This window comes from Mycobacterium sp. NGS18, from assembly GCF_059813185.1.
Map to the genome: position 1 here is coordinate 421578 of NZ_JCALEC010000002.1, position 17124 is coordinate 438701.

Annotated in this window: 14 protein-coding genes; 7 read left to right on the top strand and 7 right to left on the bottom strand. The window is 68.5% G+C overall.

Annotation, left to right across the window (positions count from 1 at the left end; all coding sequences use genetic code 11):
* Positions 1 to 14: 14 nt before the first annotated feature.
* The gene (gene panB / locus AC5Y31_RS05495) at positions 15 to 854 is read right to left on the bottom strand and encodes a 3-methyl-2-oxobutanoate hydroxymethyltransferase (RefSeq protein ID WP_499978704.1); all 840 of its coding nucleotides are present in this window, start codon (positions 852 to 854) and stop codon (positions 15 to 17) included.
* A gap of 160 nt (positions 855 to 1014) precedes the next feature.
* Here panB and AC5Y31_RS05500 point away from each other — a divergent pair, with 160 nt between their 5' ends.
* The 6 genes from AC5Y31_RS05500 (at position 1015) to AC5Y31_RS05525 (ending at position 9865) form a co-directional block, all read left to right on the top strand.
* Positions 1015 to 2406: a WS/DGAT/MGAT family O-acyltransferase gene (locus AC5Y31_RS05500; RefSeq protein ID WP_065025898.1), complete on the top strand. Its 1392-nt coding sequence runs from the start codon at positions 1015 to 1017 to the stop codon at positions 2404 to 2406.
* A 49-nt stretch (positions 2407 to 2455) separates the two neighbouring features.
* The gene (locus AC5Y31_RS05505) at positions 2456 to 3997 is read left to right on the top strand and encodes an alpha/beta hydrolase (protein WP_499978708.1); all 1542 of its coding nucleotides are present in this window, start codon (positions 2456 to 2458) and stop codon (positions 3995 to 3997) included.
* Between the two features lie 20 nt (positions 3998 to 4017).
* Positions 4018 to 5358 (top strand): type I glutamate--ammonia ligase, encoded by a 1341-nt coding sequence (glnA, locus tag AC5Y31_RS05510; RefSeq protein ID WP_065025896.1) that lies wholly within the window; start codon positions 4018 to 4020, stop codon positions 5356 to 5358.
* The gene (locus tag AC5Y31_RS05515; RefSeq protein WP_499978999.1) at positions 5355 to 8378 is read left to right on the top strand and encodes a bifunctional [glutamine synthetase] adenylyltransferase/[glutamine synthetase]-adenylyl-L-tyrosine phosphorylase; all 3024 of its coding nucleotides are present in this window, start codon (positions 5355 to 5357) and stop codon (positions 8376 to 8378) included. Before glnA (AC5Y31_RS05510) ends, AC5Y31_RS05515 begins: the two co-directional genes overlap by 4 nt.
* A gap of 15 nt (positions 8379 to 8393) precedes the next feature.
* Complete coding sequence (locus AC5Y31_RS05520) at positions 8394 to 9038, top strand: PaaI family thioesterase (protein WP_082966578.1); 645 nt, start codon at positions 8394 to 8396, stop codon at positions 9036 to 9038.
* Between the two features lie 269 nt (positions 9039 to 9307).
* Complete coding sequence (locus AC5Y31_RS05525; RefSeq protein ID WP_499978710.1) at positions 9308 to 9865, top strand: hypothetical protein; 558 nt, start codon at positions 9308 to 9310, stop codon at positions 9863 to 9865.
* 10 nt (positions 9866 to 9875) lie between these two features.
* Here the strand turns inward: AC5Y31_RS05525 and glnA (AC5Y31_RS05530) are convergent, their stop codons facing one another.
* Positions 9876 to 11312, bottom strand: coding sequence for a type I glutamate--ammonia ligase (gene glnA / locus AC5Y31_RS05530; protein ID WP_499978712.1), 1437 nt, complete (start codon positions 11310 to 11312; stop codon positions 9876 to 9878).
* A 121-nt stretch (positions 11313 to 11433) separates the two neighbouring features.
* On the opposite strand from glnA (AC5Y31_RS05530), the gene AC5Y31_RS05535 reads away from it, so the two are divergent.
* Positions 11434 to 11904 (top strand): RDD family protein, encoded by a 471-nt coding sequence (locus tag AC5Y31_RS05535; protein ID WP_499978714.1) that lies wholly within the window; start codon positions 11434 to 11436, stop codon positions 11902 to 11904.
* On the opposite strand, the gene AC5Y31_RS05540 is transcribed toward AC5Y31_RS05535, so the two are convergent.
* The 5 genes from AC5Y31_RS05540 to sucB are packed head-to-tail and all read right to left on the bottom strand — an operon-like array spanning position 11901 to position 17048.
* Positions 11901 to 12653, bottom strand: coding sequence for a DUF4191 domain-containing protein (locus AC5Y31_RS05540; protein ID WP_065025891.1), 753 nt, complete (start codon positions 12651 to 12653; stop codon positions 11901 to 11903). The two genes, AC5Y31_RS05535 and AC5Y31_RS05540, sit on opposite strands and share 4 nt — an antisense overlap.
* Positions 12654 to 12684: 31 nt before the next feature.
* Positions 12685 to 13635, bottom strand: coding sequence for a lipoyl synthase (locus AC5Y31_RS05545; RefSeq protein WP_065025890.1), 951 nt, complete (start codon positions 13633 to 13635; stop codon positions 12685 to 12687).
* Positions 13632 to 14327, bottom strand: coding sequence for a lipoyl(octanoyl) transferase LipB (gene lipB / locus AC5Y31_RS05550; RefSeq protein ID WP_065025889.1), 696 nt, complete (start codon positions 14325 to 14327; stop codon positions 13632 to 13634). Before lipB ends, AC5Y31_RS05545 begins: the two co-directional genes overlap by 4 nt.
* 19 nt (positions 14328 to 14346) lie before the next feature.
* The gene (locus AC5Y31_RS05555) at positions 14347 to 15258 is read right to left on the bottom strand and encodes a TIGR01777 family oxidoreductase (protein ID WP_065025888.1); all 912 of its coding nucleotides are present in this window, start codon (positions 15256 to 15258) and stop codon (positions 14347 to 14349) included.
* Between the two features lie 41 nt (positions 15259 to 15299).
* Positions 15300 to 17048, bottom strand: coding sequence for a 2-oxoglutarate dehydrogenase, E2 component, dihydrolipoamide succinyltransferase (gene sucB, locus AC5Y31_RS05560; protein ID WP_499978716.1), 1749 nt, complete (start codon positions 17046 to 17048; stop codon positions 15300 to 15302).
* Between the last annotated feature and the right edge of the window lie 76 nt (positions 17049 to 17124).

Below are 17124 nucleotides of genomic sequence, written 5' to 3' on the forward strand. Positions count from 1 at the left end.
TCAAAGCAGTCGGCCTAGAAGCAGTGCTCCTCGGCGGGAAACGTCCCGGCAGCCACCTCGTCGGCGTATTGCGTTGCCGCGCGACGTAATTCAGCTCCCACATCGCCGAAGCGCTTGACGAATCGGGCGGTTTTGCCGGTGGTCATACCGGCCATGTCCTGCCACACCAGAACCTGGGCGTCGCAGTTGGGGCCGGCGCCGATCCCGACGGTGGGAATCGTCAGCTTGCCGGTGATCTGGGTGGCCAGCTCGGCCGGCACCATCTCCATTACCACCGCGAACGCACCCGCTTCGGCCACCGCGATCGCATCGGCGATGGTCTGCTCGGCGGCATCACCGCGACCCTGCACCCGGAAGCCACCGAGGGTGTTGACGCTTTGCGGGGTGAATCCGATGTGGGCCATCACCGGGATGCCGGCGGCGGTCAGCGTCGCGATCTGGTCGGCCACCCGCTCCCCGCCTTCGAGCTTGACCGCGTGCGCGCCGCCCTCCTTCATGAAGCGGGTGGCGGTGGCCAGCGCCATCGCGGCGCCGCTCTCATAAGAGCCGAACGGCAGGTCGGCGACCACCAGCGCATGCGGAGCGCCGCGAACCACCGCGCGGACCAGCGGGATCAGTTCGTCGATGGAGATCGGCACGGTGCTGTCGTAGCCGTAGACCACGTTGGCGGCCGAGTCACCGACCAAGAGCACCGGAATGCCGGCGTCGTCGAAGATTCGGGCGGTGGAGTAGTCGTAGGCCGTCAGCATGCCCCACTTGCGGCCCTCGGCCTTCATCTGTTGCAGATGGTGAACGCGGGTCTGCGGAGCAATACGGACAGGCTCGGGCGAAGCGCCATAGACGTGCTCAGACATCGTTGTCCCTCGAAGTGGTCGGGTCGATCCTCGAAGCCCATGCCGGGTCCCCGGGTCGTCTGACATCAGCCAGTGTGCCACCTGCGGCGCTGCAGCTGAACCGACAGGTGGAGTGCATTTCCTCACACCCGATCCGTCACACCGGCCTACGATCGGCGACATGCAGTGGCTCAGCGGACTCGACGCCAGCTTCCTCTACCTGGAGACGCCGCAACAGCCCCTGCATGTCTGCTCGATCCTGGAGCTGGACGCCGCCACCATGCCGGGCGGCTACAGCTTCGACCGGCTCCGCGACGAACTCGCGCAGCGCATCACCGCGATGCCGCAGTTCCGGGAAAAGCTCGCCGACAACCCGCTCAACCTCGACCACCCGGTCTGGGTGGAGGACCGCGACTTCAACATCAACCACCACGTGCACCGCATCGGGCTGCCCCCGCCGGGCGGGCGGGTGGAGTTGTCCGAGATCGCCGGGCACATCGTCTCGCTGCCACTGGACCGCACCCGGCCGCTGTGGGAGTCGTGGGTGATCGAGGGGCTCGACGGGACCGACGCGGCCAAGGGCGGCCGCATCGCGGTGCTGACGAAGATGCACCACGCCGGTGTTGACGGGGTCACCGGTGCCAACATGCTGTCGCAGATGTGCAGCACCGAGGTCGACGCGCCGCGCCCGGAGCCGGTCGAGGGCGCCGGCGACGCCAGCGGGCTGGCGATCGTGGCAGGCGGGCTGGCCCGGTTTGTGAGCCGGCCCCTGAACCTGGTCAACGTGCTGCCGCGCACCGTGTCGTCGGTGGCCAAGACGGTGCAGCGGGTGCGTACCGGCGAGACGATGGCCGCGCCGTTCGCCGCGCCCCAGACCGCGTTCAACGCCAATGTGAGCGGCCACCGCAACGTCGCCTACACCCAGCTCGATCTGGAGGACGTCAAGAAGGTCAAGGACCATTTCTGCGTCAAGGTCAACGACGTGGTGATGGCCCTGGTGTCGGGGGCGTTACGGCAGTTTCTGAGCGCCCGTGGCGAGCTGCCGGAGTCGTCGCTGGTGGCCATGGTGCCGGTATCGGTGCACGGCAAGTCCGACCGTCCGGGCCGCAACCAGGTGTCTGGGATGTTCTCCCGGCTGGAAACGCAGATCGCCGACCCGGTCGAGCGGCTCAAGGCCATTTCCGAGGCCAACGCGGTGGCCAAGCAGCACAGTTCGGCCATCGGTGCGACCCTGTTGCAGGACTGGTCGCAGTTCGCCGCGCCGGCGGTGTTCGGTGTCGCGATGCGGGTCTATGCCAAAAGCCGGCTCACCTCCGCCCGCCCGGTGCACAACGTGGTGGTCTCCAACGTCCCGGGCCCGCAGATGCCGTTGTACTACCTGGGCTGCGAGATCGCCGCGATGTACCCGTTGGGACCGATCTTCCACGGCTCGGGGCTGAACGTGACCGTGATGTCGTTGAACGGGCACCTCAACGTCGGGGTGATCAGCTGTCCCGAGCTCCTGCCGGACCTGTGGGAACTCGCCGATGACTTCGACCTGGGCATGAGGGAACTGGTCGACGCCACGCGCTGAGCGCCCGGTGTCCGGCTGCGCCCAGCTGTGCATGGCAGCATGTGGTGTCATGACCCCGCCGACCCGCCGCGACAGGATCGCGCGTACCACCCTGACCTGCCTCGCGATCGCGGTGGTGGTCCTGACGGTCGGCAGTTGCACCCGGATGACGCCGGGCCACGCGGTGCTGGCCGCGCCGCGGGTCGGCCAGCCGGTCCAGTGGGACAAGTGCCGGTTCACCGCCGACACCAACATCAAGGTGCCCGACGACGCCCAGTGCGGATTCATCGCGGTGCCCGTCGACTACGCCAAACCGCAGGGCGACGTCGCGCGGCTTGCCATGATCCGATTCCCGGCGACCAGGGACAAGATCGGCTCACTGGTGATCAACCCGGGCGGCCCGGGCGAATCGGGGATCGAAACCGCCGTCAGCCTGGTCTCGACGCTGCCGCGCAAAGTCCGCGAGCGCTTCGATCTCGTCGGGTTCGACCCGCGCGGGGTGGCGTCGTCGCGACCGGCGGTCTGGTGCAACTCCGATAAGGAGAACGACCGGCTGCGAGCCCTCAACCAGGTTGACTACAGCCCGGCGGGCGTGGAGCGCATCGAGAACGAGACCAAGGACTACGTCGCACGCTGCCTGGAGAAGACCGGCAAGGAGTTCTTGGCCAATGTCGGCACCGTCAACGTCGCCCGCGACCTCGACGCGATCCGGGCCGGCCTGGGCGACGACAAGCTGACCTACCTGGGCTACTCCTACGGCACCCGGATCGGCTCGGCCTACGCCGAGGCCTATCCGCAGAACGTCCGGGCGATGATCCTCGACGGCGCCGTTGACCCGAACGCCGACCCGATCGAGGAGGACCTGCGCCAGGCGCAGGCCTTCCAGGGGGCGTTCGACGACTTCGCGGCGGACTGCGCCAAGGAACCGGAGTGTCCGCTGGGAACCGAGCCGGACAAGGCCGTCGACGTCTATCACAGCCTGGTCGACCCGCTGGTGGACAAGCGCGCCAAGACCAAGGATTCGCGTGGGCTCAGCTACAGCGACGCCATCGTCGGCACCATCATGGCGCTGTACTCGCCGACGTTCTGGACGCACCTCAACGACGGCCTGTCGGATCTGGCCGACGGGCGCGGCGACATCATGCTCGGACTGGCCGACCTGTATATGCGCCGTGACGCCAACGGCCACTACACCAACGCCACCGACGCCCGGGTGGCGGTCAACTGCGTCGACCAGCCGCCGGTCAGCGACCGCGCCAAGGTGATCGACGAAGACCGGCGCTCGCGTGAGATGGCGCCGTTCATGAGCTATGGGAAGTTCACCGGCGACGCGCCGCTGAGCACCTGCGCGTTCTGGCCGGTACCGCCGACCACCGAGCCGCACACCATCTCGGTACCCGACCTGGCCCCGACGATGGTGGTGTCCACCACCCGCGACCCGGCCACCCCCTATCAGGCCGGTGTGGATCTGGCCAAGCAGCTGCGCGGAGGTCTGCTGACGTTCAACGGAACCCAGCACACGGTGGTGTTCCAGGGCAACGAATGCGTCGACGGCTACGCCACGCGTTACCTGGTCGACGGCACATTGCCGCCAACCGATGCGAAGTGCTGACCGCTGATACGCTTCGCGGTATGGACCGTCAGAAGGAGTTTGTGCTCCGCACGCTGGAGGAACGCGACATCCGCTTCGTCCGGCTCTGGTTCACCGACGTCCTCGGATACCTGAAGTCGGTCGCGATCGCGCCGGCCGAGCTCGAGGGCGCGTTCGAAGAGGGCGTGGGCTTCGACGGCTCGGCGATCGAGGGCTTCGCCCGGGTCTTCGAATCGGACATGGTCGCCCACCCCGACCCGTCCACGTTCCAGTTGCTGCCATGGACCTCGGACAACGGCCGGCAGTACTCGGCCCGGATGTTCTGCGACATCACCATGCCGGACGGCTCCCCGGCCTGGGCGTCGTCCCGGCATGTGCTGCGCCGGCAACTGGCCAAGGCCGGTGAGCTGGGCTTCGCCTGCTACGTGCATCCCGAGATCGAGTTCTTCCTGCTCGAGCCCGGCCCCTACGACGGGACGACACCGGTTCCGGCCGACGACGCCGGCTATTTCGACCAGGCGATCCACGGCTCGGCCGCCAACTTCCGCCGGCATGCGATCGAGGCGCTGGAAACCATGGGCATCTCGGTGGAGTACAGCCACCACGAGAACGCGCCGGGCCAGCAGGAGATCGACCTGCGCTACGCCGACGCGCTGTCGATGGCCGACAACGTGATGACCTTCCGCTACCTGATCAAGGAGATCGCGCTCAAGGAAGGGGTGCGGGCGTCGTTCATGCCCAAGCCGTTCCGGGAGCACGCCGGTTCAGCCATGCACACCCACATGAGCCTGTTCGAGGGGGAGGTCAACGCCTTCCACAGTCCCGACGACCCCTTGCAGCTGTCGGCCACCGCCAAGTCGTTCATCGCCGGAATTCTCGAGCACGCCAATGAGATCAGTGCCGTCACCAACCAGTGGGTCAACTCCTACAAGCGGCTGATCCACGGCGGGGAAGCGCCCACCGCGGCGTCCTGGGGTGCCTCCAACCGCTCAGCGCTGGTGCGGGTACCGATGTACAGCCCGCACAAGACCTCGTCGCGGCGCGTCGAGGTGCGCAGCCCGGACTCGGCGTGCAACCCCTACCTGACGTTCGCCGTGCTGCTGGCCGCCGGCCTGCGCGGAGTCGAGAAGGGCTACGAACTGGGCCCGGAGGCCGAGGACAACGTGTGGGCGCTGACGCCCGAAGAGCGCCGCGCGATGGGCTACCGCGAACTGCCCGGCACCTTGGAGCGCGCCCTGGGCGAGATGGAGAACTCCGAGCTGGTCGCGGAAGCGTTGGGGGAGCAGGTTTTCGACTTCTTCCTGCGTAACAAGCGTCAGGAGTGGGCGAACTACCGCAGCCACGTGACCCCCTACGAGCTGCAGAACTACCTGGCCCTCTGACCCGGACGGTCGTGACCTACCCCGGAGCGCAGCGCCGCAAGCTGCCCAGCGTCGGGAGGCTCGGTTTGGTCGACCGCTACGCCGCGGCGGACCTGACCCACCTGGGCTGGTACAGCTCCTACAACCAACCGACCGTCGACGTGCTCTGGGCGCTGTCGCGAGCCCCCGACGCCGATGTCGGGCTGCGCACGCTGGTCCGACTGTCGGAGGCGCCGGGAATCGATTGGGACGAGCTGAGCGCGGCGCTGCTGGCCGATCGCGGTCTGCGCGGGCGGTTATTCGGGATACTGGGATCCTCCTTGGCGCTGGGGGACCACCTGATCGCCCACCCGCAGTCCTGGAACCTGCTGGCGAGCCCGGAGGGCACCGACGACTACACGCTGACCCTGCCGTCGGCGGATGCGCTGCGCGCCATGTTCGCCGAGCGCGTCGCCGAGATCACCGACGGCGCCTACGTCGAGGGGCTGCGGGCGCTGTATCGCGACCGGCTGCTGGTGTTGGCGGCGCTGGATCTGGCGCCGGCCATCGAGAGCCTGCCGGAACTGCCGTTCGTGACCGTCGGTGCGCACCTGTCCGATCTGGCCGACGCTGCGCTGGGGGCTGCGCTGCAAGTGGCCGAGAGGACGGTGTGCGGCACCCACGAGGCCGCCGCCGTGCCGCGGCTGGCCGTGATCGCGATGGGCAAATGCGGTGCGCGGGAACTGAATTACGTCAGCGATGTCGACGTCATCTTCGTCGCCGAGGAGGCGGACTCGGTCAGCACCCGGGTCGCCGGCGAACTGATGCACGTGGCCGGCGAGGCGTTCTTCGAAGTAGATGCCGGGCTGCGCCCGGAGGGCCGGCACGGCACGCTGGTACGGACCTTGGAGTCGCACATCGCCTACTACCAGCGCTGGGCCAAGACCTGGGAATTTCAGGCGCTGCTCAAGGCGCGCCCCGCCGCCGGTGACGCCGAACTGGGCCGAGCCTACGTCGACGCGCTGCTGCCGATGGTCTGGACCGCCTGCGAGCGTGAGGATTTCGTCGCCGACGTCCAGGCGATGCGCCGCCGGGTGGCGCAGCTGGTTCCCGCCGAGATCCGGGACCGCGAGATCAAGCTCGGCCCCGGGGGGCTGCGTGACGTGGAGTTCGCGGTGCAACTGCTGCAGCTGGTGCACGGCCGCAGCGACGAGTCGTTACACGTGGCGTCCACGGTCGACGCACTGGCCGCATTGGGCGCCGGCGGTTACATCGGCCGGGAGGACTCGGCGACCCTGACCGCGTCGTATGAGTTCCTCCGGCTGCTCGAACACCGGCTGCAGCTGCAGCGGCTCAAGCGCACCCACATGCTGCCGCCGCCCGACGACGACGAAGCGTTGCGCTGGCTGGCCCGCGCCGCCCACGTCCGGCCGGACGGTCGTCACGACGCGCTGGGGGTGCTGCGCGAGGAGCTCAAAGCCCAGAACATGCGGGTATCGCGGCTGCACGCCAAGCTGTTCTACCAACCGCTGCTGGAAGCGGTCGGCCCCGCGGGCCTCGAGCTGGCCGGCGGCCTGACCCCCGGCGCCGCCGAACGACAGCTGGCTGCACTGGGCTACGAGGCGCCGCAGAACGCCCTGACGCATCTGGCGGCGCTGACCAATCAGAGCGGCCGCCGCGGCCGGGTGCAGACGGTGCTGCTGCCCAAGCTGCTGTACTGGCTGTCGGACACGCCCAATCCCGACGCCGGCCTGCTGGCCTACCGCCGGCTCAGCGAGGCGATGGCCACCCACCGCTGGTATTTGAGCACGTTGCGTGACAGCAGCGCCGTCGCCAAGCGGTTGATGCGAGTGCTGGGCACCTCGGCGTACATCCCCGAACTGTTGATGCGCGCACCCGATGTCATCCAGGCCTACGGCGACGGCCCGGCCGGACCGAAGCTGCTCGACTCCGAGCCGGACGCGGTGGCGCGGGCACTGATCGCGTCGGCGGCCCGCTACGCCGACCCGGTCCGCGCGATCGCCGCCGCGCGCAGCCTGCGCCGCCACGAATTGGCCCGCATCGCCTCGGCGGACCTGCTCGGCATGCTCGAGGTTCGCGACGTCTGCAAGGCGCTGACCGCGGTGTGGGTGGCGGTGCTGCAGGCCAGCCTGGACGCGATCATCCGGGTCAACCTGCCCGGCGACGAGGGCGAGTCGGCGCCGGCGCGCATCGCCGTCATCGGCATGGGCCGGCTCGGTGGTCGCGAACTGGGTTACGGCTCGGACGCCGACGTGATGTTCGTCTGCGAGGCCAATGAGGGGGTCACCGACACCGACGCGGTGCGCTGGGCAACCTCGATCGCCGAACAGGTCCGGGCGCTGCTGGGCACCGCCAGTGTCGACCCTCCGCTGCAGGTCGACATCAACCTGCGGCCGGAGGGCCGCAACGGCCCGCCGGTGCGCACCCTGGCCTCCTATACCGCCTACTACGACCAGTGGGCGCAGCCGTGGGAGATCCAGGCGCTGTTGCGGGCGCACTGGGTCGCCGGTGATGCGGACCTGGGCCGGCGGTTTCTGCTGATCGTCGACGAGACCCGGTACCCGGCCGGCGGGGTGTCCGGCGATGCGGTGCGCGAGATCCGCCGGGTCAAGGCGCGCGTCGACGCCGAACGGCTGCCGCGGGGCGCGGACCCCAACACGCACACCAAGCTGGGCCGGGGCGGGCTGGCCGACGTCGAGTGGACCGTGCAGCTGCTTCAGCTGCGCCACGCCCACCGGGTCCCGGCGCTGCACAACACGTCGACGCTGGAGACCCTGGACGCCATCGCCGCGGCCGGGCTGCTCGAGGAAGACGACGTGGACCGGCTCCGGCAGGCCTGGCTGACCGCGACCCGGGCGCGCAATGCGCTGGTGCTGGTTCGCGGCAAACCCACCGACCAGCTGCCGGGGGCAGGGCGCGCGCTGAACGCGGTAGCGGTGGCCGCCGGCTGGCCCGACGGTGACGGCGGTGAGTTCCTGGATAACTACCTGCGGGTGACGCGCCGGGCGAAGGCCGTGACGCGCAAGGTATTCGGAGATTAGAGGAGAACATCTGTGGTGGATTTCGGACCGGGCTCGAACGTGCCCACGATCAGCGCCGACGAGAGCGCGCTGCTTTCTCAGCGCTATGGGCCGCTGGCGCAGGCGGTACGTGAGCTGATCGATGCCACCATCCGCACTCAGGCCGACGACTCCACCATCCGGGAGGTGACCACTGCGGTGCGCCAGATGACCGAGCGGCTGCATGCCGGGATCCTCAGCGAGTCACCGGGATTGCGTTACGTCGTCGACGGGCGGCCGTTGGCGTGGGGCAACGCCGTGGTGGGTCTGCGCAATCCGATCGCCCCGCCGTTGGTGATCGAGCACGGCGAGAACGGTCACTGCTGGAGCGACTTTCATCTCGGCGCGGCTTACGAGGGTCCGCCGTCGCTGGTCCACGGCGGCGTGAGCGCGCTGGTGCTCGACCATCTGCTCGGTGAGGCGGCCAGCGAAGGACTGACCAAGCCGCTGTTTACCGGCACCATCACCGTGAAGTATCTGCGCGGCACACCACTGGGGCCGCTGCGCGCGGAAGCCTCGGTGTACCGCCGGGAGCGCATCAAGACGTATGCCCGCGGTCATATCGCCGACGCGTCCGGGGTCACGGTCGAAGCCGAAGGCGTATTCATCATGCCGGCCTGGGCGCGTGACGTGGTGGATTGAGCCCGGGGACGCACTCTCTGGACCACGGGCCGACAAAAGACCCAATAGTGGACGAAACCGCAACTGTGGACAACCGAAGCAATCGGCCGGTTCGGAAAACCAGTGAATTGTTCCGAACATCTGTTACGGTTTTTCTTTGGAAACGTTCATGTCGGGGCGGCTGAAGCGTATCGGCGGCTCGGCACAACAGAGGGGGCAGGGAGATGTCTGGTCGCGTCCACCGCTGTGGTGTTGGAGCCGGCTTGATCGGTGGGACGGTAGCGGTTGCCTTGACGATCGGGCTGGGCGGCGCCCACGCCGATGCCGCCGATCAGCTCGCCGGTATCGCCGTCGCCGGCAGCAGCGCCGATTCGACCGACCTGTTGAGCATCGCCGGCACGAATTTTCTCGACGCCAAAGACATCCTTACCGGGATCGACAGTTCGGACCTGTCCGGCGACCTGCTGTCCGCGGTTGAGGCACTCCATCGCCTGCCGGACCTGCTGGGCAGGACGGTAACCCTATTGGACGGCCATCTGGTGCCGGCCGAAACGAGCATCCTCGAGAATTCCGGCTCCCTGTCGGAGTTGATCGACCAGTTGTTCTTCGCGCCGCTCAACCAGCAGTGGGAGAACGCCAGCGATTCCATCCTCAGTGCCACCCAGGCGTTCGACACGGCGATCGGGGACGGCTCACTGTCGGATGCGATCTCGGCTCAACTCCAGATAATCGGGGTCGACTTCTTCCAGATTATCCCGGCGGCGATCGCGTCCACCCCCGTCGTGTGGATCGGCAGCCTCTTCGACGACGCGATCGATGCGTCGGACCTTTTCAACCTCGCGTTCTGAGTGTCTCGACTCAGCAGTCGTAGTACAGCGCGAACTCGTAGGGGTGCGGGCGCAGATTGATCGGCGTGATCTCATGGTCCCGCTTGTAGCGGATCCAGTTCTCGATCAGATCCGGAGTGAAAACGCCGCCCTCGGTGAGGTATTCGTGGTCGGCTTCCAGGTTGTCCATCACCTGGGCCAGCGTGGCCGGGGCCTGCGGGATGTCGGCGGCCTCGTCGGGCGGCAGCTCGTAGAGGTCCTTGTCGACCGGGGCGGCCGGCTCGATCTTGTTTTTGATGCCGTCGATACAGGCCATCAGCATCGCCGCGAAGGCCAAATAGGGGTTGCCCGAGGAGTCCGGGCAACGGAACTCCAGCCGCTTGGCCTTCGGGTTGGTGCCGGTGATCGGGATGCGCACGCACGCGGAGCGGTTGCGCTGGCTGTAGACCAGGTTGATCGGCGCCTCGTAGTGCGGCACCAAGCGCTTGTAGGAGTTGATGGTGGGGTTGGTGAACGCCAGCAGCGACGGGGCGTGGTGCAGGATGCCGCCGATGCAGTGACGCGCCATGTCCGACAGCCCGGCGTAACCGGCCTCGTCGTAGAACAGCGGATCGCCGTCCTTCCACAGCGACAGGTGGACGTGCATGCCCGAGCCGTTGTCGCCGAAGAGTGGTTTGGGCATGAAGGTGACGGTCTTGCCGTGCGCCCAGGCGGTGTTCTTGATGATGTATTTGAACAGCATCAGGTCGTCGGCGGCGTGCAGCAGCGTGTTGAACCGGTAGTTGATCTCGGCCTGCCCGCCGGAACCGCACTCGTGGTGTCCGCGCTCCAGGGTCAGGCCGGCGTTGGCGAGGTTGGTGGTCATGGCGTCGCGCAGGTCGACGTAATGGTCGTTGGGCGCCACCGGGAAGTAGCCGCCCTTCGGGCGGGTCTTGTAGCCGCGGTTGACACCGCCGCCGATCTCGGTCGGCGAGCCGGTGTTCCACCAGCCCGAATCGGAGTCGACCTCATAGAAGGTGCCGTTCATCTGCGAGTCGAAGCTCACCGAGTCGAAGATGTAGAACTCGGCTTCGGCGCCGAAGTAGGCGGTGTCGGCGATGCCGGTGCTGGTGAGGTAGCTCTCGGCTTTGCGGGCGATGTTGCGCGGGTCCCGCGAATAGGGCTCGCGGGTGAACGGGTCGTGCACAAAGAAGTTCAGGTTCAGGGTCTTGGCCGCCCGGAACGGATCGATCTGCGCGGTGGAGAAGTCCGGCAGCAGCATCATGTCCGACTCGTGGATGGACTGGAAGCCGCGGATCGAGGAACCGTCGAAGGCCAACCCGTCCTCGAACACCCTCGAGTCGAGGGTGGACGCCGGAATCGTCAGATGCTGCATCATGCCCGGCAAGTCGCAGAACTGGATGTCGATGTACTCCACGTTCTCATCGGCCACGAGTTTGAGAATGTCGTCGGCCGTCTTGTCGGTCACAGAAGTGTTCTCCTCCGCTGGTAGCCCCGGTCGGGCCCGGGGTTGCCGCTGCTGAGGTTACGCAACGACGGCAGGACCCGCCGAAGCCGGGTCGGGTTCCAACCCGCTTATCGTAGGGGGCATGAGCCGCACCTTCTCATCGTGGCTGTCCGGGCCGGAGTCGGCCGGACCGCAGCCCTCCGACAGCGCCCCGGGGGAGGTCCTGGGTCTGCCGCCCAGCGGCCCCGGCTCGTTGGCTTCGACGGGGCGTCGGGTGCTGGCCCTGGTCGTCGACTGGCTGGTGGCCTACGGGATCGCCGGCCTGGGCCTGGCGCTGGGCGTGGTGAGCCAGGAACTGCTGGCGACCGCGGTGCTGGCCGTCTGGGTGGTGCTCGGGGCGGCTGCGCTGCGGCTGTTCGGCTTCACACCGGGCCAGTACGCCTGCGGGCTGCGGGTGATCCCGGTGGACGGCGCCGGCCCGGGAGTCGGGATCGTGCGCGCCGTGGTCCGTGGGCTGCTGATCGCGCTGGTGGTCCCGGCGCTGTTCACCGACGCCGACGGCCGCGGCCTGCAAGACCGGGCAACGGCGACCGCCGTGGTGCGCAGCCGCTAGCGCCGGCGCACCGCGCGCTGCACACCGCGCATCTTCGCCCCAGCCGGCATCGGCCCCTTCGGCATCGCCGCGGTTCCGGTCCGCGAACCCAGCGCGGCCAGCCGCGATTCCAGGGAATCCATCTGCTTGGCCGAGATGTTGGCCGGGAGTTTGGTCAGGAATCGTTCCAGCTTGGCCAGCGGAACCTCGCCGTCACCGGCACCCACCACCACGTCGTAGATCGGAACGTCTCCCACCAGCCGGGCGGTGCGTTTCTTCTCTTGGGCGAGCAGTGGTTTGAGCCGGGAGGCCGAGCCCTCGGCGACAAAGATGATGCCCGGCCGTCCGATCACGCGGTGCACGGCGTCGAGCTGGCCGGTGGCGGCCACCCCGGGGGTGACCCGCCACTTGCCGCGCAGATTGTCCAGCGCCCACGCCGCCGCACCGGCCTGCCCCTCGGCCTTGCGGTACACCGACCGCTGGGCGCGGCGGCCGAAGATCACGAACGCCACCAGCGCACCCAGGAGTACGCCGAGCGGAATCGTCGTCACCTTGGCGAAGGTGCCGCCGTTGAGCGCCAGCGCGGTGGTGACCCCGACGACCAGCACGAAGGCGCCGATCATGTAGGGCAGTAGCCGCTTGTCCTCTTTGCGCTGCAGCTGGAAGGCCTGCCACAGCTGGGTGCGGCGCTCTTTGCCGGCTGCCTTGCGGGTGGCTTTGGCCGCCGCCCGGGCAGCCTTGTTCTCGGCGGAGGTGCGCGGTCTGGGCATAGCTACCAAGGATACGCAGCCCCGACCGCTGTCAGCCGTGGGCTGCGATCCCGTTCAGCTCGGCGCGACGAGCCATGGCCTGTTTGTAGAGCCGGCCGGCTCGGTACGACGAGCGAACCAGCGGACCCGACATCACCCCGGCGAACCCGAGCTCCTCGGCATACCGGGCGTGCTCGACGAACTCCTCGGGCTTGACCCACCGGTCGATCGGGTGGTGCCGTTCGGAGGGGCGCAGGTACTGGGTGATGGTGACCAGCTCGGCGCCGGCCTCGTGGATAGCGGCGAGCGCCTCCCGGATCTCCTCGGGGGTCTCGCCCATGCCCAGAATGAGGTTGCTCTTGGCGACCAGACCGGCGTCACGGGCCTGGGTCAACACGCTCAGGCTGCGCTCGTAGTTGAAGCCCGGCCGGATCAACCGGAAGATGCGGGGCACGGTTTCGACGTTGTGCGCCAGCACTTCCGGGCGCGTTTCGAATACTTCGCCCAGCAGGTCGGGCCGCCCGCCGAAGTCCGGGATCAGCAGTTCGACACCCGTTGACGGGTTGAGGGCCTTGATGGCCCGCACCGTCTCGGCGTAGAGCCAGGAACCCTGGTCGGGCAGATCGTCGCGGGCCACACCGGTGACCGTCGAGTACCGCAGGCCCATCGTCTGCACGCTCTCGGCGACCCGGCGCGGCTCGTCGCGGTCCAGCTCGGGGGGCTTACCGGACTTGATCAAGCAGAACGAGCAGTTGCGGGTACAGACCTCGCCGCCGATCAGGAAGGTGGCTTCCCGGTCCTCCCAGCATTCGTAGATGTTGGGGCAGCCCGCCTCCTCGCACACCGTGTGCAGCTTCTCCTGCTTCACCAAGACCTTGAGCTCGGTGAAATTCGGCCCCATCCGGGCCCGGGTTTTGATCCACGGCGGTTTGCGCTCGATCGGCGTCTCGGCGTTGCGTGCCTCAGCACGGCTTAACCTACGGCCTTCTTCGACGGCGCTCACCGGGTCGATGTTACGCGCGGCTCGAGATGGTCGCGTACCGGCAGCACACCGTCGAGCGCGTCGACGACCGCGCCGGCGACCGCTCGCCGGACATCGTCCACGCTGGTCACAAAGCCCAACTCCGCGGACAACGACGTCACGCCCGCGTCGGTGATCCCGCACGGCACGATCGAGCCGAACGCACTGAGGTCACAATCACAATTGAGCGCGAACCCGTGCAGCGTGGTCGCGCGGGCCACCCGTACGCCGACCGCCGCGACCTTGCGAGCGGGACGGACACCGTCGGCCGGCAACCACACGCCGGACCTGCCGTCGACCCGAACGGTATTGAGGCCCAAGGTGTTACACACCTCGATGAGTGATTCCTCAAGGCGCCGTACGTAGTTGACCACGTCCAGCGGTTCGGTCAGGCCGATCACCGGGTAGCCCACCAGCTGGCCGGGGCCGTGCCAGGTGATCTTGCCGCCGCGGTCGGTATCGACCACCGGCGTGCCGTCCACCGGGCGCTCATGCGGCTCGGTGCGCCGACCGGCGGTGTAGACGGGCGGATGCTCCAACAGCAACAGCGTGTCCGGGCCACCGGCCACCCTGGCGTCGGCCAGGTCACGCTGCAGCTGCCAAGCGGTGCCGTAGTCGACGGTGCCGAGTTGGCGCACATCCAGCGGCGCGGTGCTGGACCGGATGGACCTCATGCTCGCAGGCTACCCGGGGCTAAAGCGGGGTAGGGCGGGCGGTGGCGTAGCTGAGCGCCTGGCCGATGGTGTTGTGCCGGAATTGGAAGCCGGCCTGCTCCAACGCGGCCGGAATGGCGCGCTGACCGGTGAGCAGTCCCTCGTCGGCAAGTTCGCCGAAGGCGGCCCGGGCGGCGAACCCGGGCAGCAGCAGCGGTGCCGGCCGGTTCAGCGTCCGGCCGAGCGCGGCGGTGAACTCGGCGTTGGTGACCGGGGCCGGCCCGGTCAGGTTGACCGGACCGGTGATCGCCGACTCGGCCAGGGCGAACCGCAGCGCCCGGATTTCGTCGTCGAGGCTGATCCAGGACATGTATTGGCGGCCACTGCCCAGCCGGGTGCCCAGCCCCAGCGAGAACAACGGACGCAGCCGGCCCAAGAGCCCGCCGGAACGGGCTAGCACCAGGCCGGTGCGGGCCAGCACGACCCGGGCGCCGGCGTTCCGGGCGGTGTCGGTCGCCGACTCCCAGTCCTGTGCGAGCCGGGCCAGAAACCCCTCGCCGGCCGGGGCGGACTCGTCGACCGTGCGGGCGCCGGTGTCACCGTAGAAGCCGACCCCGCTGGCGTTGATCAGCACCGGCACCTGGGCCTCGGCCACCGCCGCCGACAGCACTTCGGTGGGGGTGATCCGGCTGTCGCGCAGGGTCTGCTTGAACGCCCCCGACCAGCGGCGGTCACTGATGCCGATGCCGCACAGATTGACCACCGCGTCGACTCCGGCCAGGGCGTCCACGTCGATGTCGCCGGCCTCGGGATCCCAGCGCAGCTCCCCGGCGTTGGCCGGTGCCCGGCGCACGATCCGAAGCACCCGATGGTCGGCGGCACGCAGGGCCGACACCAGAGCGGAACCGATCAGCCCGGACGACCCGGCGATCGCGACGATGGGGTTGCCCACAGCTGAAACCTCTTGCCGCCCTTCCCAAAGCTCCTAGACCGCTACAGCCCCAGCTCTGCCTCGAACGCGCCTTCTTCGAGGCGGTTCTTGATCGTGGTCACGAACCTGCCGGCGTCGGCGCCGTCGATCAAGCGGTGGTCGTAGGTCAGCGGCAGGTAACAGATCGACCGGACCCCGACCGACTCGTTGCCGGCCTCGTCGACGACGACGCGCGGCCGCTTGACGATGGCCCCGGTGCCGAGCATGGCAGCCTGCGGCGGAACCAGGATCGGGGTATCGGTCAGCGCGCCCTGGCTGCCGATGTTGGTGATCGTGAAAGTGCCCCCGGACAGTTCGTCCGGTTTGAGGCCGCCCGACCGCGCCCGGTCGGCGATGTCGGTGATGGCCCGGGCCAAGCCCGCCAGCGACAGGTCGCCGGCGTTGTGGATCACCGGGGACAACAGACCCTGCTCGGTGTCCACCGCGAAGCCCAGGTGCTCGGCGTCGAAGTAGGTGATCTCACGGGCGTCCTCGTCGTAACTGGCGTTGACGTTCGGGTGTGCCTTGAGCGCGTCGATCACCGCACGGGCGATGAACGGCAGGTAGGTCAGGTTGACGCCCTCACGCTCGGCGAAGTCGGCTTTGGCTCGGGCCCGCAGCGCCACGATCTTGGTCATGTCGACCTCGTGGGTCTGGGTGAGCTGAGCGGTGGCCTGCAGGGATTCGCGGGTCTTCTTGGCGGTGATCTGCCGGATCCGGTTGGCCTTGGCCGTGGTGCCGCGCAGGTGCGCCAGCGCCGAGACCGGGGCCGGCGTCGGGGCTGCCGCGGGTGCCGGGGCCGAGCGACGCTCGGCGGCCGGTGCTTTCTGCTTCTCCGCAAAGGCCAGCACGTCCTGCTTGCGGATCCGCCCGCCGACTCCGGTGCCGGTGACCTGGCTCAGGTCGACGTTGTTGTCGGTGGCGAGCTTGCGCACCAGCGGGGTGACGTACGGCGTGGCGTCGGTGCTGGGGGAGGACTGCGCCGCGGGCTCGGCTTCGGGTTCGGGCTTGGGTTCGGGCCGCGCTGCCGGCTCTGGCTTCGGTTCGGGCTTCGGCTCTGGCTTCGGCTCGGGCTTGCGCTCGGCCTGCGGCTCCGGCTCCGGCTCGGGTGCCGGTGCGGGCTCTGCTTTCGGGGCGGCCTGCGACGCCGAACCGATCTTGGCCAGTTCGCCGCCGACCTCGACGGTGGCGTCCTCTTCGGCGGTGATCGACAGCAGGGTGCCGGCCACCGGCGAGGGGATCTCGGTGTCGACCTTGTCGGTGGAGACCTCCACCAGCGGTTCGTCGACCTCCACCGAATCACCGACCTGCTTCAGCCAGCGCGTCACGGTGCCCTCGGTGACCGATTCGCCCAACTCGGGCATGAGCACCGGGGTGCCGCCATCGCCCGATTCCGCCGCCGCAGGCTTGGACGCAGCGGGCTCAGGCTCAGGCTCGGGCTCGGCCGGTTCGGACTCCGCAGCAGGCTCGGGCTCCGCAGCGGCAGGCTGTTCGGCCGGCTGGGCTTGCTCCTCGGCACTTCCGGAGCTTTCGCCGGCGTCGCCGATCAGCGCCAACTCGCCGCCGACCTCGACCGTGGTGTCCTCCTCGGCGACGATCTTGGTCAGCACGCCCGACACCGGCGCTGGGATCTCGGTGTCGACCTTGTCGGTGGAGACCTCCAGCAGTGGCTCGTCGGCCTCGACGGTGTCGCCCTCCTTCTTGAGCCAGCGGGTCACGGTTCCTTCGGTGACGCTCTCACCGAGTGCTGGCATCTGGACTGAGAACGCCATCGCTGTTGACTCCTCGATCGGTCGGTCGCTGCACGTCGTCCCATGAATACCACGTCAGTGGTGAGGAGGGGCGGTG